Source organism: Paenibacillus sp. MMO-177, assembly GCF_037147795.1.
GTDB lineage: Bacteria > Bacillota > Bacilli > Paenibacillales > Paenibacillaceae > Pristimantibacillus.
In genome coordinates, this window is record NZ_JBBCUR010000003.1 from 169,124 (window position 1) to 188,000 (window position 18,877).

14 protein-coding genes are annotated in these 18,877 nt (G+C 52.6%); 4 read left to right on the forward strand and 10 right to left on the reverse strand.

Features of this window, described 5'->3' with window-relative positions:
* Positions 1 to 18: 18 nt before the first annotated feature.
* Positions 19 to 552 (reverse strand): DUF309 domain-containing protein, encoded by a 534-nt coding sequence (locus WFK81_RS11900; RefSeq protein WP_336786640.1) that lies wholly within the window; start codon positions 550 to 552, stop codon positions 19 to 21.
* A 137-nt stretch (positions 553 to 689) separates the two neighbouring features.
* Here WFK81_RS11900 and WFK81_RS11905 point away from each other — a divergent pair, with 137 nt between their 5' ends.
* Positions 690 to 1,118, forward strand: coding sequence for a hypothetical protein (locus WFK81_RS11905; protein WP_336786641.1), 429 nt, complete (start codon positions 690 to 692; stop codon positions 1,116 to 1,118).
* The gene (locus WFK81_RS11910; RefSeq protein WP_336786642.1) at positions 1,119 to 1,403 is read left to right on the forward strand and encodes a YxcD family protein; all 285 of its coding nucleotides are present in this window, start codon (positions 1,119 to 1,121) and stop codon (positions 1,401 to 1,403) included.
* Positions 1,404 to 1,589: 186 nt separating this feature from the next.
* Here WFK81_RS11910 and icmF read toward each other — a convergent pair whose 3' ends face one another.
* The 5 genes from icmF to WFK81_RS11935 form a co-directional block, all read right to left on the reverse strand.
* The gene (gene icmF / locus WFK81_RS11915; protein ID WP_336786643.1) at positions 1,590 to 4,820 is read right to left on the reverse strand and encodes a fused isobutyryl-CoA mutase/GTPase IcmF; all 3,231 of its coding nucleotides are present in this window, start codon (positions 4,818 to 4,820) and stop codon (positions 1,590 to 1,592) included.
* Between the two features lie 201 nt (positions 4,821 to 5,021).
* The gene (locus WFK81_RS11920) at positions 5,022 to 6,254 is read right to left on the reverse strand and encodes a beta-ketoacyl-[acyl-carrier-protein] synthase family protein (RefSeq protein ID WP_336786644.1); all 1,233 of its coding nucleotides are present in this window, start codon (positions 6,252 to 6,254) and stop codon (positions 5,022 to 5,024) included.
* 1 nt (position 6,255) lies between these two features.
* A complete protein-coding gene (locus WFK81_RS11925) occupies positions 6,256 to 6,747 on the reverse strand; it encodes an SRPBCC family protein (protein ID WP_336786645.1) in 492 nt (163 codons plus the stop codon).
* Positions 6,720 to 7,907 (reverse strand): NAD(P)/FAD-dependent oxidoreductase, encoded by a 1,188-nt coding sequence (locus tag WFK81_RS11930; RefSeq protein WP_336786646.1) that lies wholly within the window; start codon positions 7,905 to 7,907, stop codon positions 6,720 to 6,722. The genes WFK81_RS11925 and WFK81_RS11930 overlap by 28 nt, the downstream gene beginning before the upstream one ends.
* Positions 7,900 to 8,604, reverse strand: coding sequence for a methyltransferase domain-containing protein (locus WFK81_RS11935; RefSeq protein ID WP_336786647.1), 705 nt, complete (start codon positions 8,602 to 8,604; stop codon positions 7,900 to 7,902). Before WFK81_RS11935 ends, WFK81_RS11930 begins: the two co-directional genes overlap by 8 nt.
* Before the next feature lie 191 nt (positions 8,605 to 8,795).
* Between WFK81_RS11935 and WFK81_RS11940 the strand changes: the two genes are divergently transcribed.
* The gene (locus tag WFK81_RS11940) at positions 8,796 to 10,727 is read left to right on the forward strand and encodes a glycosyl hydrolase family 18 protein (protein WP_336786648.1); all 1,932 of its coding nucleotides are present in this window, start codon (positions 8,796 to 8,798) and stop codon (positions 10,725 to 10,727) included.
* Positions 10,728 to 10,781: 54 nt separating this feature from the next.
* Here the strand turns inward: WFK81_RS11940 and WFK81_RS11945 are convergent, their stop codons facing one another.
* Together WFK81_RS11945 and WFK81_RS11950 are read right to left on the reverse strand one after the other, a co-directional pair.
* Positions 10,782 to 11,924: a DUF2264 domain-containing protein gene (locus WFK81_RS11945; protein WP_336786649.1), complete on the reverse strand. Its 1,143-nt coding sequence runs from the start codon at positions 11,922 to 11,924 to the stop codon at positions 10,782 to 10,784.
* A 47-nt stretch (positions 11,925 to 11,971) separates the two neighbouring features.
* Positions 11,972 to 13,102 carry a glycoside hydrolase family 88 protein gene (locus WFK81_RS11950; protein WP_336786650.1) on the reverse strand — a complete coding sequence of 377 codons (1,131 nt, stop codon included), beginning with the start codon at positions 13,100 to 13,102 and terminating at the stop codon, positions 11,972 to 11,974.
* Positions 13,103 to 13,215: 113 nt separating this feature from the next.
* Between WFK81_RS11950 and WFK81_RS11955 the strand changes: the two genes are divergently transcribed.
* A complete protein-coding gene (locus WFK81_RS11955) occupies positions 13,216 to 14,091 on the forward strand; it encodes an AraC family transcriptional regulator (RefSeq protein ID WP_336786651.1) in 876 nt (291 codons plus the stop codon).
* Between the two features lie 98 nt (positions 14,092 to 14,189).
* Here WFK81_RS11955 and WFK81_RS11960 read toward each other — a convergent pair whose 3' ends face one another.
* Positions 14,190 to 15,743 (reverse strand): AbfB domain-containing protein, encoded by a 1,554-nt coding sequence (locus tag WFK81_RS11960; protein WP_336786652.1) that lies wholly within the window; start codon positions 15,741 to 15,743, stop codon positions 14,190 to 14,192.
* Positions 15,744 to 16,104: 361 nt separating this feature from the next.
* Positions 16,105 to 18,759, reverse strand: a complete 2,655-nt coding sequence (locus WFK81_RS11965) for a PA14 domain-containing protein (protein WP_336786653.1) — start codon at positions 18,757 to 18,759, stop codon at positions 16,105 to 16,107.
* Between the last annotated feature and the right edge of the window lie 118 nt (positions 18,760 to 18,877).

The following is an 18,877-nucleotide window of genomic DNA, read 5'->3' on the forward strand; positions in this document are numbered from 1 at the left end:
AAGGAACCGAACCCGTGGTTATTCCACGGCCCGGTTCCTTTTTTTCGCTTCGATGGCTGCCGCCCTCTCCGCTATCACGTCACTGCGGTCTCGCAATTTGTGACGGTGAATCAACTCGTCCATGTCCATTGGACTGCTGCTTCCCCAATCCGCCTGCAAGGATTCGCAAAGCAGAATGCATTGCCGTTCAAGCTCGGGATCCTTTACGATAAGCGTTATGTCTTGATAGGGCAGCGATTGACCGTTCTGCAGACAGTCATATCGGCGCGAAAGATCCGAGATAGCCTGCTTTCCGTCCAGACCTAACTGCTCAAGGGAGGACCGATCCAGCTTACTGAGTGCCTTTTCATACATTTTTGCAGCACCTCTCAAATTTCCCCGCCGCTCATGATATTGGCCAACCGCAAGCTGAATGAGTCCAACCCACGACTGAGCCCGCGGATCGTCCGGATGCTCTTTCCAGTACGTCTCCAGAAGCTCATGGCATTCGAAGAAATCCCGCGTTCCGTTAAACTCCGCTAAATACGATAAATAAGCAGATGGATAATTCATAGGGGTTCACTCCCTTGCATATATATGATTTGGAACATTGTGTACAAAAATATTTTGAAACCTCCGTTAATATTAGCCGTAAATGTGTATCATAGCAATTAATGAGCTACACATTGAAGCAGGAGGAGACGTACACAATGAAAAAAGGGTTACTGGTCATCATGGCTTTCGCTTTGTTCCTGACATTTGGTTTAGGCCAAGCGGATGCGGCAAAGCGAGGCGGCGGATTCAAATCGCCAAAACAAAGTTACACGCAAACGCCTAAGAAACAAGCTAACGTACAGGAATCGAATCCCGGTACAAAGACCGGAGCAGCAACGAACAAAACCGGCGCAGCAACAACGAACAAAGGCTTTTTCAGCGGCGGCGGCTTCATGAAGGGTATGTTAATCGGCGGTCTCGCAGGCATGCTGTTCGGCGGTCTGCTTGGCAACATGGGCGGCATGGGTCAGTTCTTAGGCCTTTTGATTAACTTGATTGCGATCTTTGTTCTGGTAAGAATCGTGATTTCGCTGTTCAGAATGTTCAAGAAGAAAAATAATCCCGATACGCGGAGACCTTACTAAATGACAAGAATTTACACGGACGAAATTATCAATGCCGTTTGTCTGCATATGGCAGATCGAAGAGGCGTGCAGCCTTCGGACGTGGAGGTGCAGCTGGCTTGGGATGAAGAGTACGGCTTCACCGCTGAAGTATGGGTTAACGGTCGGAGCCAATATATCATTGAAGCGAATCTGCTCGAAGCCATCGAGCAATATATGTACCGGCAGTACAACCTCCGCGTCTTCCGCACCAACATTAAGCTGGATGTGGACGAAGAGGAAATGTGGGCGGATATTGAAGACTAGCCAGGCAGAAGGAAGCCTCCAATCCGTATGGATTGGAGGCTTTTTCTGTTCTTTAGCCGTATCTAAGAGTCCCCTATCCGCTTCTCTTCTTGTCTCTTCCGGTCATTCGCCCATGCCTGATCAACGGCTTCTTGCGCAATATCCCGCTTCGGCAGCTTGAGGTAAATAATGAGCAACACCCCTTCCTTACATATTCCTCCTGTACTGGCCGCCAACTTCAAATAACGCAGCCGTTATTTGGCCGATCGAAGCGCTTTTTACAACCTCCATTAAGGCTTCGAACAGATTGCCGCCGGTTACCGCCGCTTTCTTCAGCTCCTCGAGCACGCCCGAGCACTCTTCCTGATGCTTCCTCTGAAAAGCCTGCAGTTGGCGGATTTGAGCCAGCTTCTCCGCTTCCGTTGACCGTGCCAGCTCGATATCTGTGCGTAATTCTTCGGGGTTGGGATTGAGGAACGTGTTTACTCCGATAATCGGCAGCTCCCCGGCGTGCTTTTTCTGCTCGTAAAATAACGACTCCTCCTGGATTTTTCCCCGTTGATACTGGGTTTCCATTGCGCCCAGCACACCGCCGCGCTCGTGGATGCGCAAAAACTCCTGCAGCACAGCCTCCTCCATCAGGTCGGTAAGTTCCTCAACGATAAACGAGCCCTGAAGCGGATTCTCGTTCTTCGCCAGTCCAAACTCCCGGTTGATGATAAGCTGGATCGCCATCGCGCGGCGCACGGAGTTCTCCGTGGGGGTCGTGACCGCCTCGTCATACGCATTGGTATGCAAGGAGTTGCAGTTATCGTAGGTGGCCATTAACGCTTGCAGCGTTGTCCGGATATCGTTAAAATCCATTTCCTGCGCATGCAGCGAGCGGCCCGATGTCTGGATATGATATTTCAGCTTTTGGCTTCGTTCGTTAGCCCCGTATTTGTATTTCATGACGGTTGCCCAGATGCGCCGCGCCACGCGCCCCATTACGCTATATTCGGGATCAAGACCGTTGCTGAAGAAGAAAGATAGATTCGGAGCGAATTCATCGATAGACATGCCCCGGGCCAAATAATACTCGACATAGGTGAAGCCGTTCGCCAGCGTAAACGCCAGCTGCGTGACCGGATTGGCGCCGGCCTCCGCGATGTGGTAACCGCTTATGCTGACGGAATAATAATGGCGCACCCCATGATCGATAAAATATTGCTGGATGTCTCCCATCATTTTGAGCGAAAACTCCGTACTGAAAATGCACGTATTCTGCCCCTGATCCTCCTTCAAAATATCGGCCTGCACCGTTCCGCGCACGGAACGCAGCGCTCGCGCCTTGATTTTCCGGAATTCCGCTTCATCGGGCTGCCGGCCGTTTTCCGCAGCGAATTTATCCACTTGCTGATCGATTGCCGTATTCATGAACATCGCTAGAAGGATAGGCGCCGGCCCGTTAATCGTCATTGAGACGCTAACGGACGGATGGCATAGATCAAAGCCTTCGTACAGCTTCTTCATATCCTCAAGCGTGCATACATTGACCCCGCTGTTCCCGATTCTTCCGTAAATATCGGGGCGGTCGCTCGGATCCTGGCCATACAAGGTCACGCTGTCGAAGGCGGTGGACAGCCGCTTGGCCTCATCATTCCGGCATAAATAATGGAACCGGCGGTTCGTCCGTTCCGGCGTGCCTTCTCCTGCAAATTGGCGTTTAGGATCTTCGTCGGTTCGCTTGAAAGCAAATACACCAGCCGTATACGGGAAATAGCCCGGCAAATTCTCCTTCAATAACCATCGGAGCAGCTCTCCAGTCTCATGGAATTTAGGAAGGCTGACTCTAGGCACCGCGCTGCCCGAAAGCGATTCCAGTACCACCGGCCGGTAAAGATTGCGAATGGTCGGCCAATCGGCCAGCAGCTTCCGGCAATCCGGATGCAGCCGTTCTTCCCACTCTGCCGCCATCGCATCAAGCTTATCCGCGAAAAGAGCCGTTTCCTCTCTCGTTAGAAGCCGTTCCTGATTGGCGTAAATCAGCTGCCTCGTGCCCTTCAGCTGAGCAAGCGTGCGGACAATCGCAACCTGCTCCTCGATATCCTTCTTATATTGCCGGACCGTCTGAACAATCTCGCGCAAATATCCGATTCGGTCTTGCGGGATAATCTGGTTCCTCTTTGTTGCCCTTAAACCGGACTCATCCAGCCTAACCGGCCAACTGCCGCCGATTTTATCCTGGGCTAACTTCATCACATGCCGGAAGAGCATCGTTACGCCGGAATCGTTGAATTGACTTGCCATCGTTCCGAATACGGGAAGCTGCTCGTTGGGAGCCTTATCAAGCCGTCTGCTTCGCTTGTACTGCTTGCGGACATCCCTCAAGGCATCCTCTGATCCTTGGCGTTCAAATTTGTTAATAACGATAACGTCGGCATAATCAATCATATCGATCTTCTCCAGCTGGCTAGGTGCGCCGTATTCGCTGGTCATGACATACATCGCGATATCGCACAGCTCTACAATGGCTGCATCCCCTTGGCCAATCCCGCTGGTCTCCACGATAACAAAGTCGTATCCCGCTTGCTTGACGACCGCGATCGCATCGCCTGTCGCTTCGCTGATCTCCGACTTTGATTTTCTTGTCGCCATGCTGCGCATGTAAGCCCTCGGATCATGAATGGCATTCATTCGGATCCTGTCCCCAAGAAGAGCCCCGCCGGACTTCATTTTGGTCGGATCTACCGATATTACCGCAATCGAGCGGTTCGGAAAATAGTCCAGGAACCGGCGTACTAGCTCATCCGTCAAGGAGCTTTTGCCGGCGCCTCCCGTTCCGGTTATCCCTAGCACCGGCACTCCTGGGACCTGCTCCCGCAGCTGCTGCAGGACGATAGCGGCACCGTCATCGGCAGAAGCGCCCGCTGCCTGATTCTCGGCCGAGGAGATCAGCCTGGCAATCGCTCCCCAATTGCGCTGCTTCACTAGCTTGAGATCCTGTTCGGCCTGTCTCGGCGTCGGATGATCGCAAGCTTCAATCATGGCATTAATCATCCCCTGCAGCCCCATCCTGCGGCCATCCTCCGGGGAGAACACTTTCGCGATGCCGTATCGCTCCAACGCCTCAATCTCGGAAGGAATAATGACGCCGCCTCCGCCCGCGAAAATTTTGATATGCCCCGCTCCGGCCTCCTTCAGCACATCAAACATGTAGGTTAAATATTCAATATGACCGCCCTGATAGGAGCTTATCGCAATGCCCTGAACATCCTCTTGTACCGCTGCGCTAGCCACTTCATGAACCGACCGGTTATGGCCAAGATGAATAACCTCGACCCCGGAAGCTTGCAGAATCCGCCTCATAATGTTGATTGATGCGTCATGCCCGTCAAATAAAGCGGCTGCCGTAATAAATCGCACATGGTTTTGCGGGCGATATACGGGTATTTCCATGCTGGTTCCCGCCCTTCCGATCAGGATTTACCGCTTCGACTCCACCCATCCTATTATTACAATATTCGCTTGCGGGCAAGTGATGCCGTGTCCTTGCCGTACAATTTGCACCAACAACCGAACATGTGTTTGGCAACGTTCGTACAAGAGATGTAATAGAAAAAGGCAGTTCCCGTTGAGATAACGGAAACTGCCTTTTCATTATGCTTTGCGGAACGCCAATACCGCATTAACCCCGCCGAAGCCATAGGAATTCGATACGGCTGCCTCCGCCTTCACTTCTCTGGCTTGCCGGGAGACCAGATCAATCTCGGCCTCCGGATCCGGGTCGTTCAAATTCGTTGTTGGCGGCAGCCAGCCTTTATTCAAGGAAAGCAGCGTAATTGCCGCCTCTATTGCCCCGGACGCTCCAAGCGGATGACCGTACAAGCCTTTTGTTCCGCTGACCGCTACCGGACGGCTGCCGAATACGCTCCGGATCACTTTCGATTCCGTGACATCATTAAGCAGCGTTGAAGAACCATGCGCATTGACGTACGAGACGTCATCCGGCGACATATCCGCGCTGGAGAGCGCAAGCTTAAGCGCCCGGGCAGCCTGCTCTCCCGTGGGGAGCGGCGCGCTCATATGGTGGGCGTCGTTCGTTAAGCCAAAGCCAGCCAGCTCTCCGTAAATCCTTGCGCCGCGGGCACGGGCATGATGCTCGGCTTCAATAACAAGAATGGCGGAGCCTTCTCCCATTACAAAGCCGTCCCGGTTCCGGTCAAACGGTCTGCTTGCGCTTGACGGTTCTTCATTGCGCGTCGACATCGCGCGAAGCATATCGAAAGCTCCAAAAGACAACGGAGCCAGCGGCGCTTCGGATCCGCCCGCCAGCACGACATCCGCTTCGCCGCGCCGGATGGCCTGCAAAGCCCTGCCGATGGCAACCGCGCCGGAGCCGCAGGACATCGCATTTGTTTCGTTTGGCCCGGTAAATCCAAATTCCATTGCAAGATTGCAGGAGGCGGCCCCGCCAAATACGGAGAAACCAAGCGTTGGAGATACCGAACGGAAGCCGCCTTGGAAATATTGTCCGCATTGCTCCTCCGCGAAAGCAATTCCGCCTAAAGCCGAGCCCATAAAGACGCCAGCCCGCTCGGTTTCCAAATCCTCCGCATCCAGTCCGGCATCGCGAAGCGCCATAATGCCGCCGGATACCGCCAGCTGGGAATAACGGTCCATCCGGTGCGCCCGTTTCTTGTCCATAAAAGCCGTCGCGTCGAAATGCGGAATTTGCGCGGCAATCCGGCTGCGAAGCCCTTCCGGTACAAATCGGTCAATCGGTTTGACGGCGCTCTCTCCTCGCTGCACACCTGCCCATAACGCTTCGACTCCTATGCCAATCGGAGTTACGCAGCCGATGCCCGTTACCACCGCTCTAATGTCGTTCATATTAGCCCACCTCTTCCTGTATGTCCTGCTGGTTCCCATGCTTTTCGATCTGTTGTTTCAGGCCCCGCAAAGTCCGGTCCGCGATCGCATAGACGAATACTTCGCCTATCATGTCGGCTGCTAGTCTTCTGCCAAGCGGCGGCTGCAGCCAACGATGGATGATCGTCACTTTTACCTGATCCCTCTCTCCCTGCGGCTCTTCTATCCGCCATTCGACTTCCATTCCGGAAGTAACGCCGCGAACATGCTTGTAATATACCGAGCATAGCTGCTCGTCCACATTCATTTCGCTAACCCACCAGACCGGCCATTTAAACGGCTTAAACGGTCTAACCGCCCGCATCATGACAAGCCCGCCCCGGTCGCTGCCGCCCTGCTCGAACTGTACGCCCCGGTAATGCGGAAGCAGCACCGGCCAATTCTCCACCTCCCGAGCATACCGGAAAGCCGTTTTTTTATCGCAATTTATGGTGATTTCATTACGGGTATACATGTATTCGTCTCCTTCGGGCAATCTCCGATGATCTCGGCAAGCCTATTGGTAAGCAGCGAGGAATTGCCAATGATTCTAAGGGCTGAACGCCATAAGAAAGGCTGCCTGCTTAACCGTTCAATGATGTGCTGCAGTCTTGTTGCGGTTGCAAACTCGGCTTGAAGGGCCATCCTATACTGCCTGAGCGGCTCGGAGCCGCCTGTCTGAAGCGTCTGTACGATAGCGGGTGCGGCGAGCTCCGCGCTTCTTAATGCCCGATAGATGCCTTGTCCGGTTAACGGATCGTAATAACCCGCCGCATCGCCGAGCAGAACCATACCCGCCATGTCATGCGGAATGACCGGCCTGTCGAAGGGGCCGCATGTCAGCACGCCGCCTTCGATCTCCGCATCCCGCAGCCGTTCCGTCAGCTCGGGTACAGCCCTCGCTTCACGAAGAACTAGCCCGGAACGGTCTTTGTCAGCTAATAAAGCTGCCTTGGCGCTGCCAAGCACTACGGTCATATTCGCCAGCCCGGCTCCAATAGGAGCGAGGCCAATGACTTTTCCTTCACCGGCCGTAAACAGCTCAACCCTTCCATTTAATCCGCGCACCCCGTTCAAACGAGCCGTAAATGCAGCTTTGCGAAGCGGCCCGAACCGGCTCACCTTGGCGTTTCTCGCCACAACCGACCGCAAGCCGTCACTTCCGATCACTAGCGAGGCGCGTATCTGCACCGGCCTCCCTTCCGGGGAACGGGCAATTACGCCAGCAACATGATCTCCATCCCAGATCAGACGCTCCACCTTCGTACGCTGTTCAAATACGGCACCAGCGCGGCTGGCCTGCTCCGCAAGCCAAAGATCAACCTGTTCCCTGCGGCATCCCGCACCATACTGCCCTTCCGGATACGCGGCTTCCAGCGAAGCACGTCCGCTGCTTACTCTCCAGCCTTGTATCGGACTGGACGGGAAATCAAAGGCTTCCCGGGCATGAGAATGCCCCGTTATTCTCCCAAGGGCGGCAACCGCGCCCGGATTCAAGGATTCGCCGCAAGGCTTGCGCCGCGGGAAGGCTTCCGCATCCAGCAGCAAGACGCGAACCCCGCCGGCAGCCAGCAAATTGGCGGATGCGCTGCCGGACGGGCCGGCGCCTACAACAATGACGTCATACCTATTCATGGCCAACTACGGCTAACCGGAACGGAAAATGTTTATGTACGGCTGCGTTCACGCCGGCGAGCTCAACGAGCCGCCTTGCCTCCTGCGGAGTGAAGGAGCGCATGACCGACAGCGGCCCATCATGTCTCGTTACCGGGCTTTTCCATACGAATTTGGCCAGCAGCTTGGCCGCCATATAAGCGAGGCGATGCCGCTCCAGATCCGTGACAACCCAGCCTGCGCGGGTCACTCGGGCCATTTCGGCGAGCAGCTTAATAGCAGATGGCTCGTCCAAATGGTGCAGGGCAAGATTGCAAAAGGCCAGATCAAAACTGCGGTCTGCAAAAGGCAGATCGGTTCCGTCCGCATGCAGGACTTCAATGGCTGGATACGCATCCGTTCGGCGGGCAGCCAGCTGCACGATTTGCGGATGGTTGTCCACGGCGACAAGCGAGACGCTCCTGCCTCTTTTTTTACACCAGTCAACAAAAGCAACCGGAAGGTCCGCGAGCCCCGTCGCTACATCCAATACCCGCACCGGTTCGTTTGGCGCCAGCTTGCGCATCAGCCTCCCGATATGAACAAACAAAGCCGGATTTCCGCCAAGATACCGGTTGACGCCCCACACTTCCCGGAGGCTTTTTTCCAGCTCCACCGGCTCTACGCTATCCCCATCCAGCCACTCCTTCAGGTCCAGCCGTTCGAACAGCTGTGCCATGCCATCACCTCATCCAGCTTTTTCCTTCACGCTATTATTGTTATTCTTTTCCACTTCTTTTATCCATCCCCATGAGGTTTGCATGTGATTTGCCATAATTTACACCTGAACGACGACTGAAAATCATCGCAACCTATCCCTCTTAATTGCGTCTAAGTTAGTAGACTTTGAGAGGAGAGTGATAGATAAGCATGTTCAAAAAACTATCGGCGGCAGTTCTGCTTCTGTTCGTTGCCCAAACCATTGGGGCATCCGCGATCAGCATGGCAGCCAGCCCGGTTTCCGGCACAATGACCAAGTATCGCGTCTATCAGAACGATCGTGCATTGCGTGAATTTGCTACCGATAAACAGGCGATTGCTTACGCGTCAGGTTTCGAGTACAGTCATGTGGAAGCGATTACGGGCCGTGAGTGGGTGTGGGACAATCTGCCCAGGTACAAAATCTATCAAGGCGGCATTTCCAGCACCAAATGGGAATACCGCACGTACAACGAGGCAATGGCCGCAGCCAGGAAGATGAAAGACGTACATATCCGGGATCTGGAAAGCCCGGGCTGGATTTATCAATCCTATCCGAAATATCAGCTCTATCAAGGCGACAAAACAAATGCCAACTGGGGTTACACGACCCTCGACGCGGCCAAGCAGGAAGCTAAACGCTGGACAAACGCGCATATTATGGAGCTCAGCTCAAACAGCTGGATCTGGGACAACATAACGGATGCTACGGAGAAAAAAATACGGAGCGGCAGCCCGGTCTACTCCATTAAGGTAGATCAGGTACCGGTGGATGGGACAAAAACGTATGCTTTTCTGTACGATGCGATAAAAGCAGCGGCAGCCATTTCGAACAGTACCGTTGTAAACGAGGTATCCGGACTTGTCGTCCATTCCAACGTGCCGACCTACGATGTTCAGCAAAGCGGTAAAACGATCAAATCCTTTGTCGCTCTGCAGCCTGCCTTGCAATATGCCAAATATTTCGGAAACTCCGAAGTCAAACATAACGGAACAACCTGGTGGACCAGCGTGCCTTATCTCTCGGTTTATCAGGGCAATAACAAATTAAAAACGTTCTTTACCCGGACATCGGCCGTCGCTTATGCGAAAGGTTATTCCAACAGCTATGTCATCAATGCAGACGGCCGCAAATTGTGGAGCAATACGAAAAACCTTGTCTATCTGGCATGGAACGGTTCATCCAACAGCCAGACGATCCTGAATCAAACGTCGAAGACGCAAGGCCTGTCCATCGACTCCCCATCCTGGTTCGAGCTGAAGGATAGCAATGGCGCATTAACCGATTTGTCGGATCCTTCGATTGTAACGACGTTGAAGGCGCAAGGCATACAAGTGATGCCGCTTGTGTCGAACGACTTCGATAAGCAGATGACAACGGCCTTTCTGGCCAATTCGAATGCTCAGCAGCAATTCATCTCTAGTCTGGTAACTAAGCTTGATACCTTGGGCGTATACGGAGTAAATATCGACTTCGAAGAAGTTGCCGGCACGGACCGGGCCGGATACATCGCTTTCGTAACCGCTCTAACGAAAGCGGCTCATGACAAAGGGCTCAAGGTTTCCATCGACCTGCCGCGCGGCGATGTCAGCTGGGATCATCTCACCGCCTACGACCATGCGGCGCTTGCTCAAGTGGTAGATACAATCATCATAATGGCGTATGACGAGCATTGGAGCGGAAGCTCATCCGCGGGTTCCGTAGCCAGTCTCCCTTGGGTGGAAAAGGGCGTTCAGCAGTTCCTCGCGTACGGCGTACCTCGCAGCAAGCTGATGCTGGGCATTCCGTTCTACGTTCGGGAATGGAAGATTGACGGCTCCGGCAATCTCGTCAGCAACCGCGCGGTTCTGATGAGCGACATTCCGCAGCTGATCGCGGACACGAATGCCGTTGGCGTCTCCGATCCTGCCACTCCCGGCCAGACCAAATACAAATACGTGAAGGACGGCTTCACCTATGTATTCTGGGCAGAGACCGCAAGCAGCGTGCAAGCGCGGATCAACCTCGCGATCAAATACGACCTAGCCGGCGTTGCCGCCTGGCGCCTCGGCTATGAGTCTGCTGATCTCTGGACGATGATGCTTCGTTTGAAGCAAGGGTAAACAAAACCCCCGGTTTCTCGCGGATTGCGAGAACCGGGGTTTTTTTTACATCTATCACTTAAGTACCTCATCTATCGGGAACGGCTTACCGGACCATGCCTTCTTGGAAGTCCAATCGGCTTCGCCATGCCAGAACGGATGCTCTGGCTGCAGCCCGAGGGGCAGGAATACGGCAGCGCATAGATACAAGCTGCCTGTCGAGATGTATCCTTCGCCAATATCCTCTTGGTCGCCGCAAAATCCGATTCGCAGCCAGCCTTCCTCATCGAAGGTGCCTGGCTGCTCAATCATTCGGCGGATAACCGCCGTCAGCGCACACCTTACCTGATTAGGCGAGATGTTTCCCGGAAGCCAGCCTTGAAGCACGGACTGCGACAGCAGTTGGAATGCGCCAAACCGGTAAGCAAGAGAGCGCCCGATCGGCGGGAACGTGCCTTCCGGAGAGATCAAACGCTCCTGCTGAGCCGCATGACGGGCCGCCCGGTTCATGGCAACAGTCGTTAATTGCTCCCATTCCGGCAATTCCGGTCCTACCGTCCGGAGAATATCGACCAGCATCGGTTGAATAACGAATCCATTGTAGTAGTCCCAATGAAATTCCGGTCCGTCCCCATATACCCCATCGCCCAAATACCATTCTTGATGCTTTTTCAGGGCATAATCGATACGCATCGGGTCCCAATCCTCGCCAAGCGCATATAATGCGGTTTCGGTCATAGCAGCGAATAACAGCCAATTGTTATAGACCGGTTTTCTTGACCGGGTCGCCTTCAAGCCGCTGATTACGTTTTGCTTCACCCGGTCATCAAGCTTGCCCAGCAATTCTCGCGGTGCCCGGACTAGGGCATGGGACAAAAAGGCGGTATCCACAATCGGCTGATAGCCGCTGGCGAAGTTCATAAAATCCTGCGAAGCTGGATCCGTTGCCGCATCAATGGCTTCTCTAGCCAATTGCGCCATCCCTCTACGCAGTTTCTCCTCTTCACCCGTTAAGCCTGTCAGCTCGAACCAAGGAGCCATTCCGGCAAGCAAGCGTCCCATGGCTTCAAGGAATGTATATTCGCTGCGGTCACCTATCACCGCTTGAACCGGCATTCGTTCCTTCAGCTTGCGTTCTGCTAAAGCCTCCAGTACCGGCCTTCCGATCCGAAGCATCCACTCTATCCATTGCTCGCGATCCTTCTTTACTTCAGCCATCGTATTTGCCCCCTGCTGTCTTGTCTTCATTGCCATTCTAATGATATCTAACGTTCGTACCAGTAACCCGGGATGCCTTTTTCAAGGCGCATAAGCGCTTCGAGGTAGAAATAATCGCCCCAAATCGTATAATCGTCCGGCGATGTATGGGTGCGTACGGAATATGAACCGCGGTTCAAGAAGCCTTCCGCTTCTCTCTCTCCATGCGTTGAGTAATGGCTGACGTGTCCTTCCATGGAGCGGTTCACCGCTTGCATCAGCTTTTTGTACACGGGATCGTTGTTCGGCAGGAAGCCGCAAATCTCCAGCATGCCGGAAGCCGCAATGGCCGAAGCTGAGCTGTCTCTTTTGGTTTCCGGCACCTGAGGCGCGTCAAAGTCCCAATACACCACGCCATCCTCCGGAATTCGGTCCGCAAAATAGTTGGCAAGCCGCTTGGCTGTCTCCAGATACTCCGGCTTCCGCAAATAACGATAGGCTAGCGCAAATCCGTAGATTCCCCACGCTTGTCCGCGAGTCCAAGTCGAGCCGTCTTTAAAGCCTTGATGGGTTCCTCCCCGGTTGGAATCGCCGGTCTCGGGATGAAACCAGAAGGTATGGTAAGAGGAATCGTCTCCGCGCACAAGGAAGCGGCGGCTCATCTCCGTATGTTTCTCTGCGGCTTCCCTGAACGACATGTTCCCGGTCTGCAGATAAGCCCAATGCAGCAGCGGAAGGTTCATCATACAGTCAATGATTATACGGCCGCCGTTTACGGGATCATTCTTTGGTCCCCATGCCTGCAAAATATTCATGTTTTCGCGCCAGCGCTTCATCAATACTTTGGCAGCATCTATCGTTATTTGCTTGGCAGCTTCGTCCTTCTCCAATATCCATTGTGCCTTCGAAGACAAGGAATACAAGAAGCCGATGTCGTGATGATCCAAACTCAAGTTGTTCTCGAGCCGCTTTCCTAGACTTTGAACCGTCTGCACAGCAGCTTCCCGGTACGCTTGGTCTCCGGAATACTCATAGCTAAGCCATAAAATTCCTGGCCAGAAGCCTTCCGTCCAGCCTTCATTTTCAATAAGCACGTACTGACCGCTGCTATTTTCGCTGACATGCGGGAACTTGCTTCCAAACCGCTCGATATTGGCTCTGGTTACTTGCAGCGTATTTTCAATGGCGTTCTTCCACATTTCGATGCCCTCCCGATAAGGTTTTATAGCCTCATTATAAATCCCATAGGCTTAAGGCAAGTTGTGCTATAATGTAGCTAAATTGCGATTTTGGCCTTGCCGGGAGGTGCGCTATGCCAACTGTCGTTCAGCCTATGAATCTTGGAGCTAACGCTTTTTCCTTTACATATAGATACGAAACCCGCAATGAGAATTGGCTGATGCTTCATGCGCATCAGGGGATTGAGCTGCTGTACATTCATGAAGGATCAGGCACGGTAACGCTGGAAAGCCAGCAGCATAAGCTTGAGGCTAACACCTTGTTTTGTTTTCAGCCCTACCAGCTTCATAAAGTAGACGTACCGTTAAAGGACGACGCTACCTATATAAGAACGAACCTGACTTTTGATGCCCGAATACTGGATCCCTATCTGCAGCCCTATCCCAAAATGCAAGCGTTTCTGCGACGTTTAATGCACGGTTCGCTGAGGCGCCAGGTATTTACGTTTTGCGAAGACAAGACTTTAGCGAATTTGCTGTCGGACTATGATAGAATGCGAACCCTTGCCGGAGGAGAACCAAGCGTTGAGGATCGGGTGCTTTTTCTTCTAGCCCTGCTTAAGCATCTTCAGCTGCGCGTATTCGAATTAGACGATACGCAAGCTGCTATGGATAAAAACTCCGGTCATGTCGAGAAAATAGTAGACTGGATCGAAGCGCATTACCGTCATACCATTTCTCTCGAATTACTGTCCCGGGAACTCCATTTATCCTCTTACCATATATCTCACTTGTTCAAGCAGCAGACCGGAATGACGATCTCCGATTATGTGGCCGGACGCCGGATTCGCGAAGCATGTGCGCTTCTTGAGAATTCGGACTATTCCGTTAACGAAATCGGACGAATGATTGGCGGCTTTAGCGCGCCGTATTTCTCCCAGCTGTTTAAGAAACATAAAGGGGTAACGCCCAATCTGTATCGAAGTTCTATCAAGCATATGTATCAGTAGTCTCACATGATCCTGCATGCAAAAAAGCTGCCGTCCCCCGCCATGTCATTCCTAGCATTAACGAAATGACATGAAGGTCTCCCGGCAGCTTTTCTTATTTAATGGATGATAAACGTGGCATCCTGCTTATCCGTCGTGGAGCTGGACGAACTGAGCGGATCAATCCTCATACTGGTGTAATTGGATTGTCTGAGATAATAAGTCGGGAAGTTGTAGGAACGGAACGATACTTGCGAAGAGTTCGCAAGTCCCGCCGTTTGATAGAACGTAGCATCCTGTTGGAATGTTGTTGTTCCGTCGTTGCGGCTTAATTGCATGACATAGTTGTAATGTCTCAAGTAGTAGCCAGGGAAATTGACGGACTCGAAGGAAACGCCGCCCGAATCCGCAAGTCCCGGTACCATTCTGAATTTGGAATCGTTAACCGGCGAAGGATTCGTATCGATTCGGGCCAGGAAATTGTAGTGGCGGATATAGTATCCGGCATAACGGCTCGATTCGATTTGGTGAAGCTGCGCCGCATCCCCCAAGTCCTTGCTGCCGTAAGTCACCGAGTTGTGTCCGCTGCCAAGCGGACCGCCCGAAAGAATCAAAACGCTGTGATTGTCCGCCAGAGGCAGAATTGCGCGGCTGTAGCCTTGCGGAACGACCGTACTTACCCGCGTCCATGTATCCGATGCCCCATTCTCGGAATTCAAAAATAGCTCCGAACTGGAATTAGAGGTTACGGCGATTGTTCCGTTTGGCCCCGTACCCGGCACCCATACGACATAAGGAGAGCTGGTAGGAACAAGTCCGTCTCTCGTTTTCAGCAGAGTACCGGGATCGGTAGCCGCACCGAAGTTCTCGGGGTCGGAAGAGATTTTGTAATAGACAGCGAAGTTGCCGTTTGGCGATCCACCGTATTCGTAAGTCATGATATAATTGCCGTTTCCAAGCTTGGCTACCGTCGTCATGCCCGGACGTTTGGTCGAGTCGGCAAGAGCAATATCCTCAACCGGCGCGCTCCAAGCCGTTCCGTTCGTCGAAGTAACGTGCACGAGCTTTTGGTTATGAGCGGCATCACGCTCATCCGAGTAATACATAATCAGCTTGTTATTAGCGACGAGAAGAAACGGCTCCCATACCGGATCGTAAGAGCCGTTAGGATCAGCGCGGCCGCCGGTAGCGATCGAGCTCACGAAAGTCCATGTCAAGCCTTTATCCGTGCTTTTGTATAAATCAAGCTTCGTTTGCGACAAATCGGACGGAATCGAGTTGCCCGCGCAAAGAAGGGTTCCCGCAGGCATATTGCCGATTGCTTGAGGAAGCTCGTACAGGAAAGGCTGGTACCGCAGTCCCCATCCGTTCACGGTATCGGCTACTTCCGAAATCTTCGTCCAGGATACGCCGCCGTCCGTACTGCGATAAATCGGGAACGTTGGCGTTCCGTTGACGTAATGCTCAAAAGTCGCCAGCATGGTGCCGTTTGAGGTTCCGTTGTACTGTAACCGGATGGCCCTTGGGTACAGCGTACCCGGACCCGGATCCGTGGAAGGTGAAGTGTACATGGTGGAAGGGCCAAACGCATTCGCTTCCCCAATGATCATCAAACAGGCTAATAAAGCCAAGCCTATTGTTTTTACCCACATCCTTTTTAACTTTTTTCCCATTATCTTTCCTCTTTTCGATAGGAGATCGGAAGCCGGGAACGGTCATGTATAAGCAGCGGAAATCCGGACTTCCGTCAGGGATTCAAAACTGCATTACGAGTCGGATCTTACAAGGATGGCAGGCGCTGCATGGAGTTGTATGGCTGAGGGTAAGCACCTTTTAGGAAGCTGCAGACTTCACTAATTTATGAAAGCGCTTTATATTTCGGATTATAATATACGTTAAACATTATTTATATAACTAATTGATTATAAAAACAATAATTTCATCTTAACGTTTTCTCACTTCTTAATTCGTAGTGGAAATGACAAGAAGACCAAGGCAGCTTTAGGCTGCCTTGGTCTTCTTCATGCTTTCCGCTTACTGCGTATAAAGCTGAGACGCCGGAATAATCTGCTTCGCCTGGGTTGCGCTCGACCAGCCCAGCTTCGCTGATGCGCCGCCTGTTTTCTCGTAATAATCCACGCGAATGCTGTATTTCTGCCCGGACTGAAGGGAGATGGTACCGCTCCACTCCGTCGCCGCCTGGTCGATCCACTTGTCGATAATAAGCTGATCATTCACCCATACACGGACACCGTCGTCCGATGTGGCGTAGAACGTATAGGTCTCGCTATATCTCGGCTGGACGAAACCTGTCCATCGGGCGAGGAAGTTGTCGGTGTTCATGCCGGGCACGGGAGCTCCTTCGCCCCAGTCGAAATCAATATTTTCGGTCCGGTTCGCTACCCATTGCTCGAAGTTAAGTCCGTTCCAGTAAGTACCGTTTAATCCCGTTCCGCTGCCTATGCCGGAATCTCCGGGCTGCGGGTTGCTGCCGCTAAGCGTTCCGTATACAAAGCTGTTTCCTTTAAACCCTACATACACTTTGCCGAAAACATCCTTATCTCCGTCAATGGCAGAGACATTATCGTAGATGCCTTTCGGATAGGTTGCAATCTTGCTCCAGTTCGCTCCTTCATCCGTGGATCGCCATACACCGTAATCTCCTTCTACCTTCCCAGCAAGATAGATAGCGGGATATCCGCCGCTTGTTTCCGCTTTGCCAAATCCGATAGACGTTGCATCTTTTACCGCGCTGATCTCTGTCCATGTCGTACCGCCGTCAATGGAATGGTATAGCGAATACGATGCCCCGTCGAGTTGACCAAAAGTAAGGAAAAGATGACCCGCTTTGCCGGGTACCGATTTCAGGGTCAGGTTAAACCAGCCTACTGCCCAGCCTTTTGGAAGCGTGGTATTGACAAGACTCCATGATTGACCGCCGTTTGTCGTACGGTACAAGCCTTTATCACTATGATACAGATAGAAGGTATGATCGTTAACCGTATCGGCTGCCAGAGCATGACGGTTCAAGTAGTAGGCAAAATGCGATCCGCCAACATATTGTCCATTGTCATATGAATTCTCGGTTCCCGGTAAAAGGATAGGATTCCACGACTGTCCGCGATTTGTCGTGTAATACGGCGTCCGGTTGCTGGTCGGTAAGTAAACGATATTATTCGTGTCCGAGGCTGCTACGGCAATATCTCCGAAATGCATGTCGGACGGTACCGATGCGAACGGAGTCCAAGTCTGACCTCCATCGGTCGAATAACCACTCGGATAGGCTTGTCCGTCGCTCTCGCAGCAGAAGCGGTGATCCGAGATGCTGGCAACTAGGAAATTCGGATTGTTGTACGAATAGTCCAGATCCCAAGCGGAATTGAACCTGGAGCTTGGTTGATGCTGAGAAGGATATTGGTCATTGTTCGCATGATAGAATAAAGGCCGATCCCAGAACGCCGTCACGGGCTTGCCGCCTTGCGGAACAACGATATCGTTCGACACCATCTCCTCAATGCCCGCGCTTAAGGACGTCCATGTTAATTGACTATCGTTAATATCCGTAGAGGTCCAAACGCCGATGCCTTGCGCAAACCACAGCTTATCTGGAACTACAGGGTCAAAAGCGACGTTGCCGACCGACATCCAGCCTTCATCCGTCCAGGACAGCCATGGAACGTCGCCGGAACCGGCTGTCCGGTTCTTATCGAGTTGCGTCCATTGTCCCCCGCCGTCCGTCGTACGATAAGGTGTACCGCCGCCGTTAAAAGCAAAAATTTTACTTGGGTTGGATGGCGATACCGCAATGCTCCAAATATCCGAATTGTTATTGATTTGCGTCCAGTTTCCTCCGGCATATTTCCATACACCGCCTCCAGACACGTACAATACGCCGGAGACGATCTCCATATCGGTGTAGTTCCCATTGTCCGCTGGCCATGAGCCCGTAATTTTATACCAGCTGTTGCCACCGTTATCCGTCCGGTAAATGCCTTTGCCATATACGGACGCATATACCGTTTTGGTCCGGGTAATGCCGCCGTCGCTCACTGTGCCGCTGCCAGGGTCAATTGCCACGTCCTGCACGCCATGAACGCTTTCCCCTGTGCTTGGAATCCCCGAATCGCCCGACCAATTGCCGCCTCCATTGCGTGTTACATACAGGCCGTTTCCAATAGTGCCATAGTAAACAACATTCTCGTTTGCCGGGTCAACCGCAAGCCTTTCGCCTGTCGTACGGGCGTCACCATTCGCATTATTATCTAGTCCCGATACATTTGTCTTGCTCCAGGTATCCCCTTTGTTGCTGCTTTTGTAGACGCTGTCCCCAAACGCCATGTAAGCTGTATTCGCATTACTTGGTGCCGAAACAATGCTAACGACTCCTTTATGTCCCCCGGGCGATTCATCCGGCATGCTACCCGCGGTTACTAATTGGATCCAGCCCGTCTTCGCATCATTTAAACGATAGGCCCCGCCTACATCCGTACGTGCGTAAATCACATTCCCGTTAGGGTGAATATCGATTCCGGTTACGAAACCGCCTCCACCCGTTTTTAATTGCTGCCAATCATAAGACGCGGAAATATCGCTTGTTGCCGCCTCGGCGGTTGCAGGCTTGAATGATAGAATAGAAATTTGCGCAAGCAGCGCTACAACCGCGATAATGGCAGTGCCTTTCTTAAACATAACTTGTTCCTCCTTGTACTGAAGAAATTTTGATTCTTTGACAGAAAACGAATCTATGTCATCCGCTTATCGGTCTTCCCGGGATTAAGCCGACAAGGCGGTTATTTTAAGACCCGGT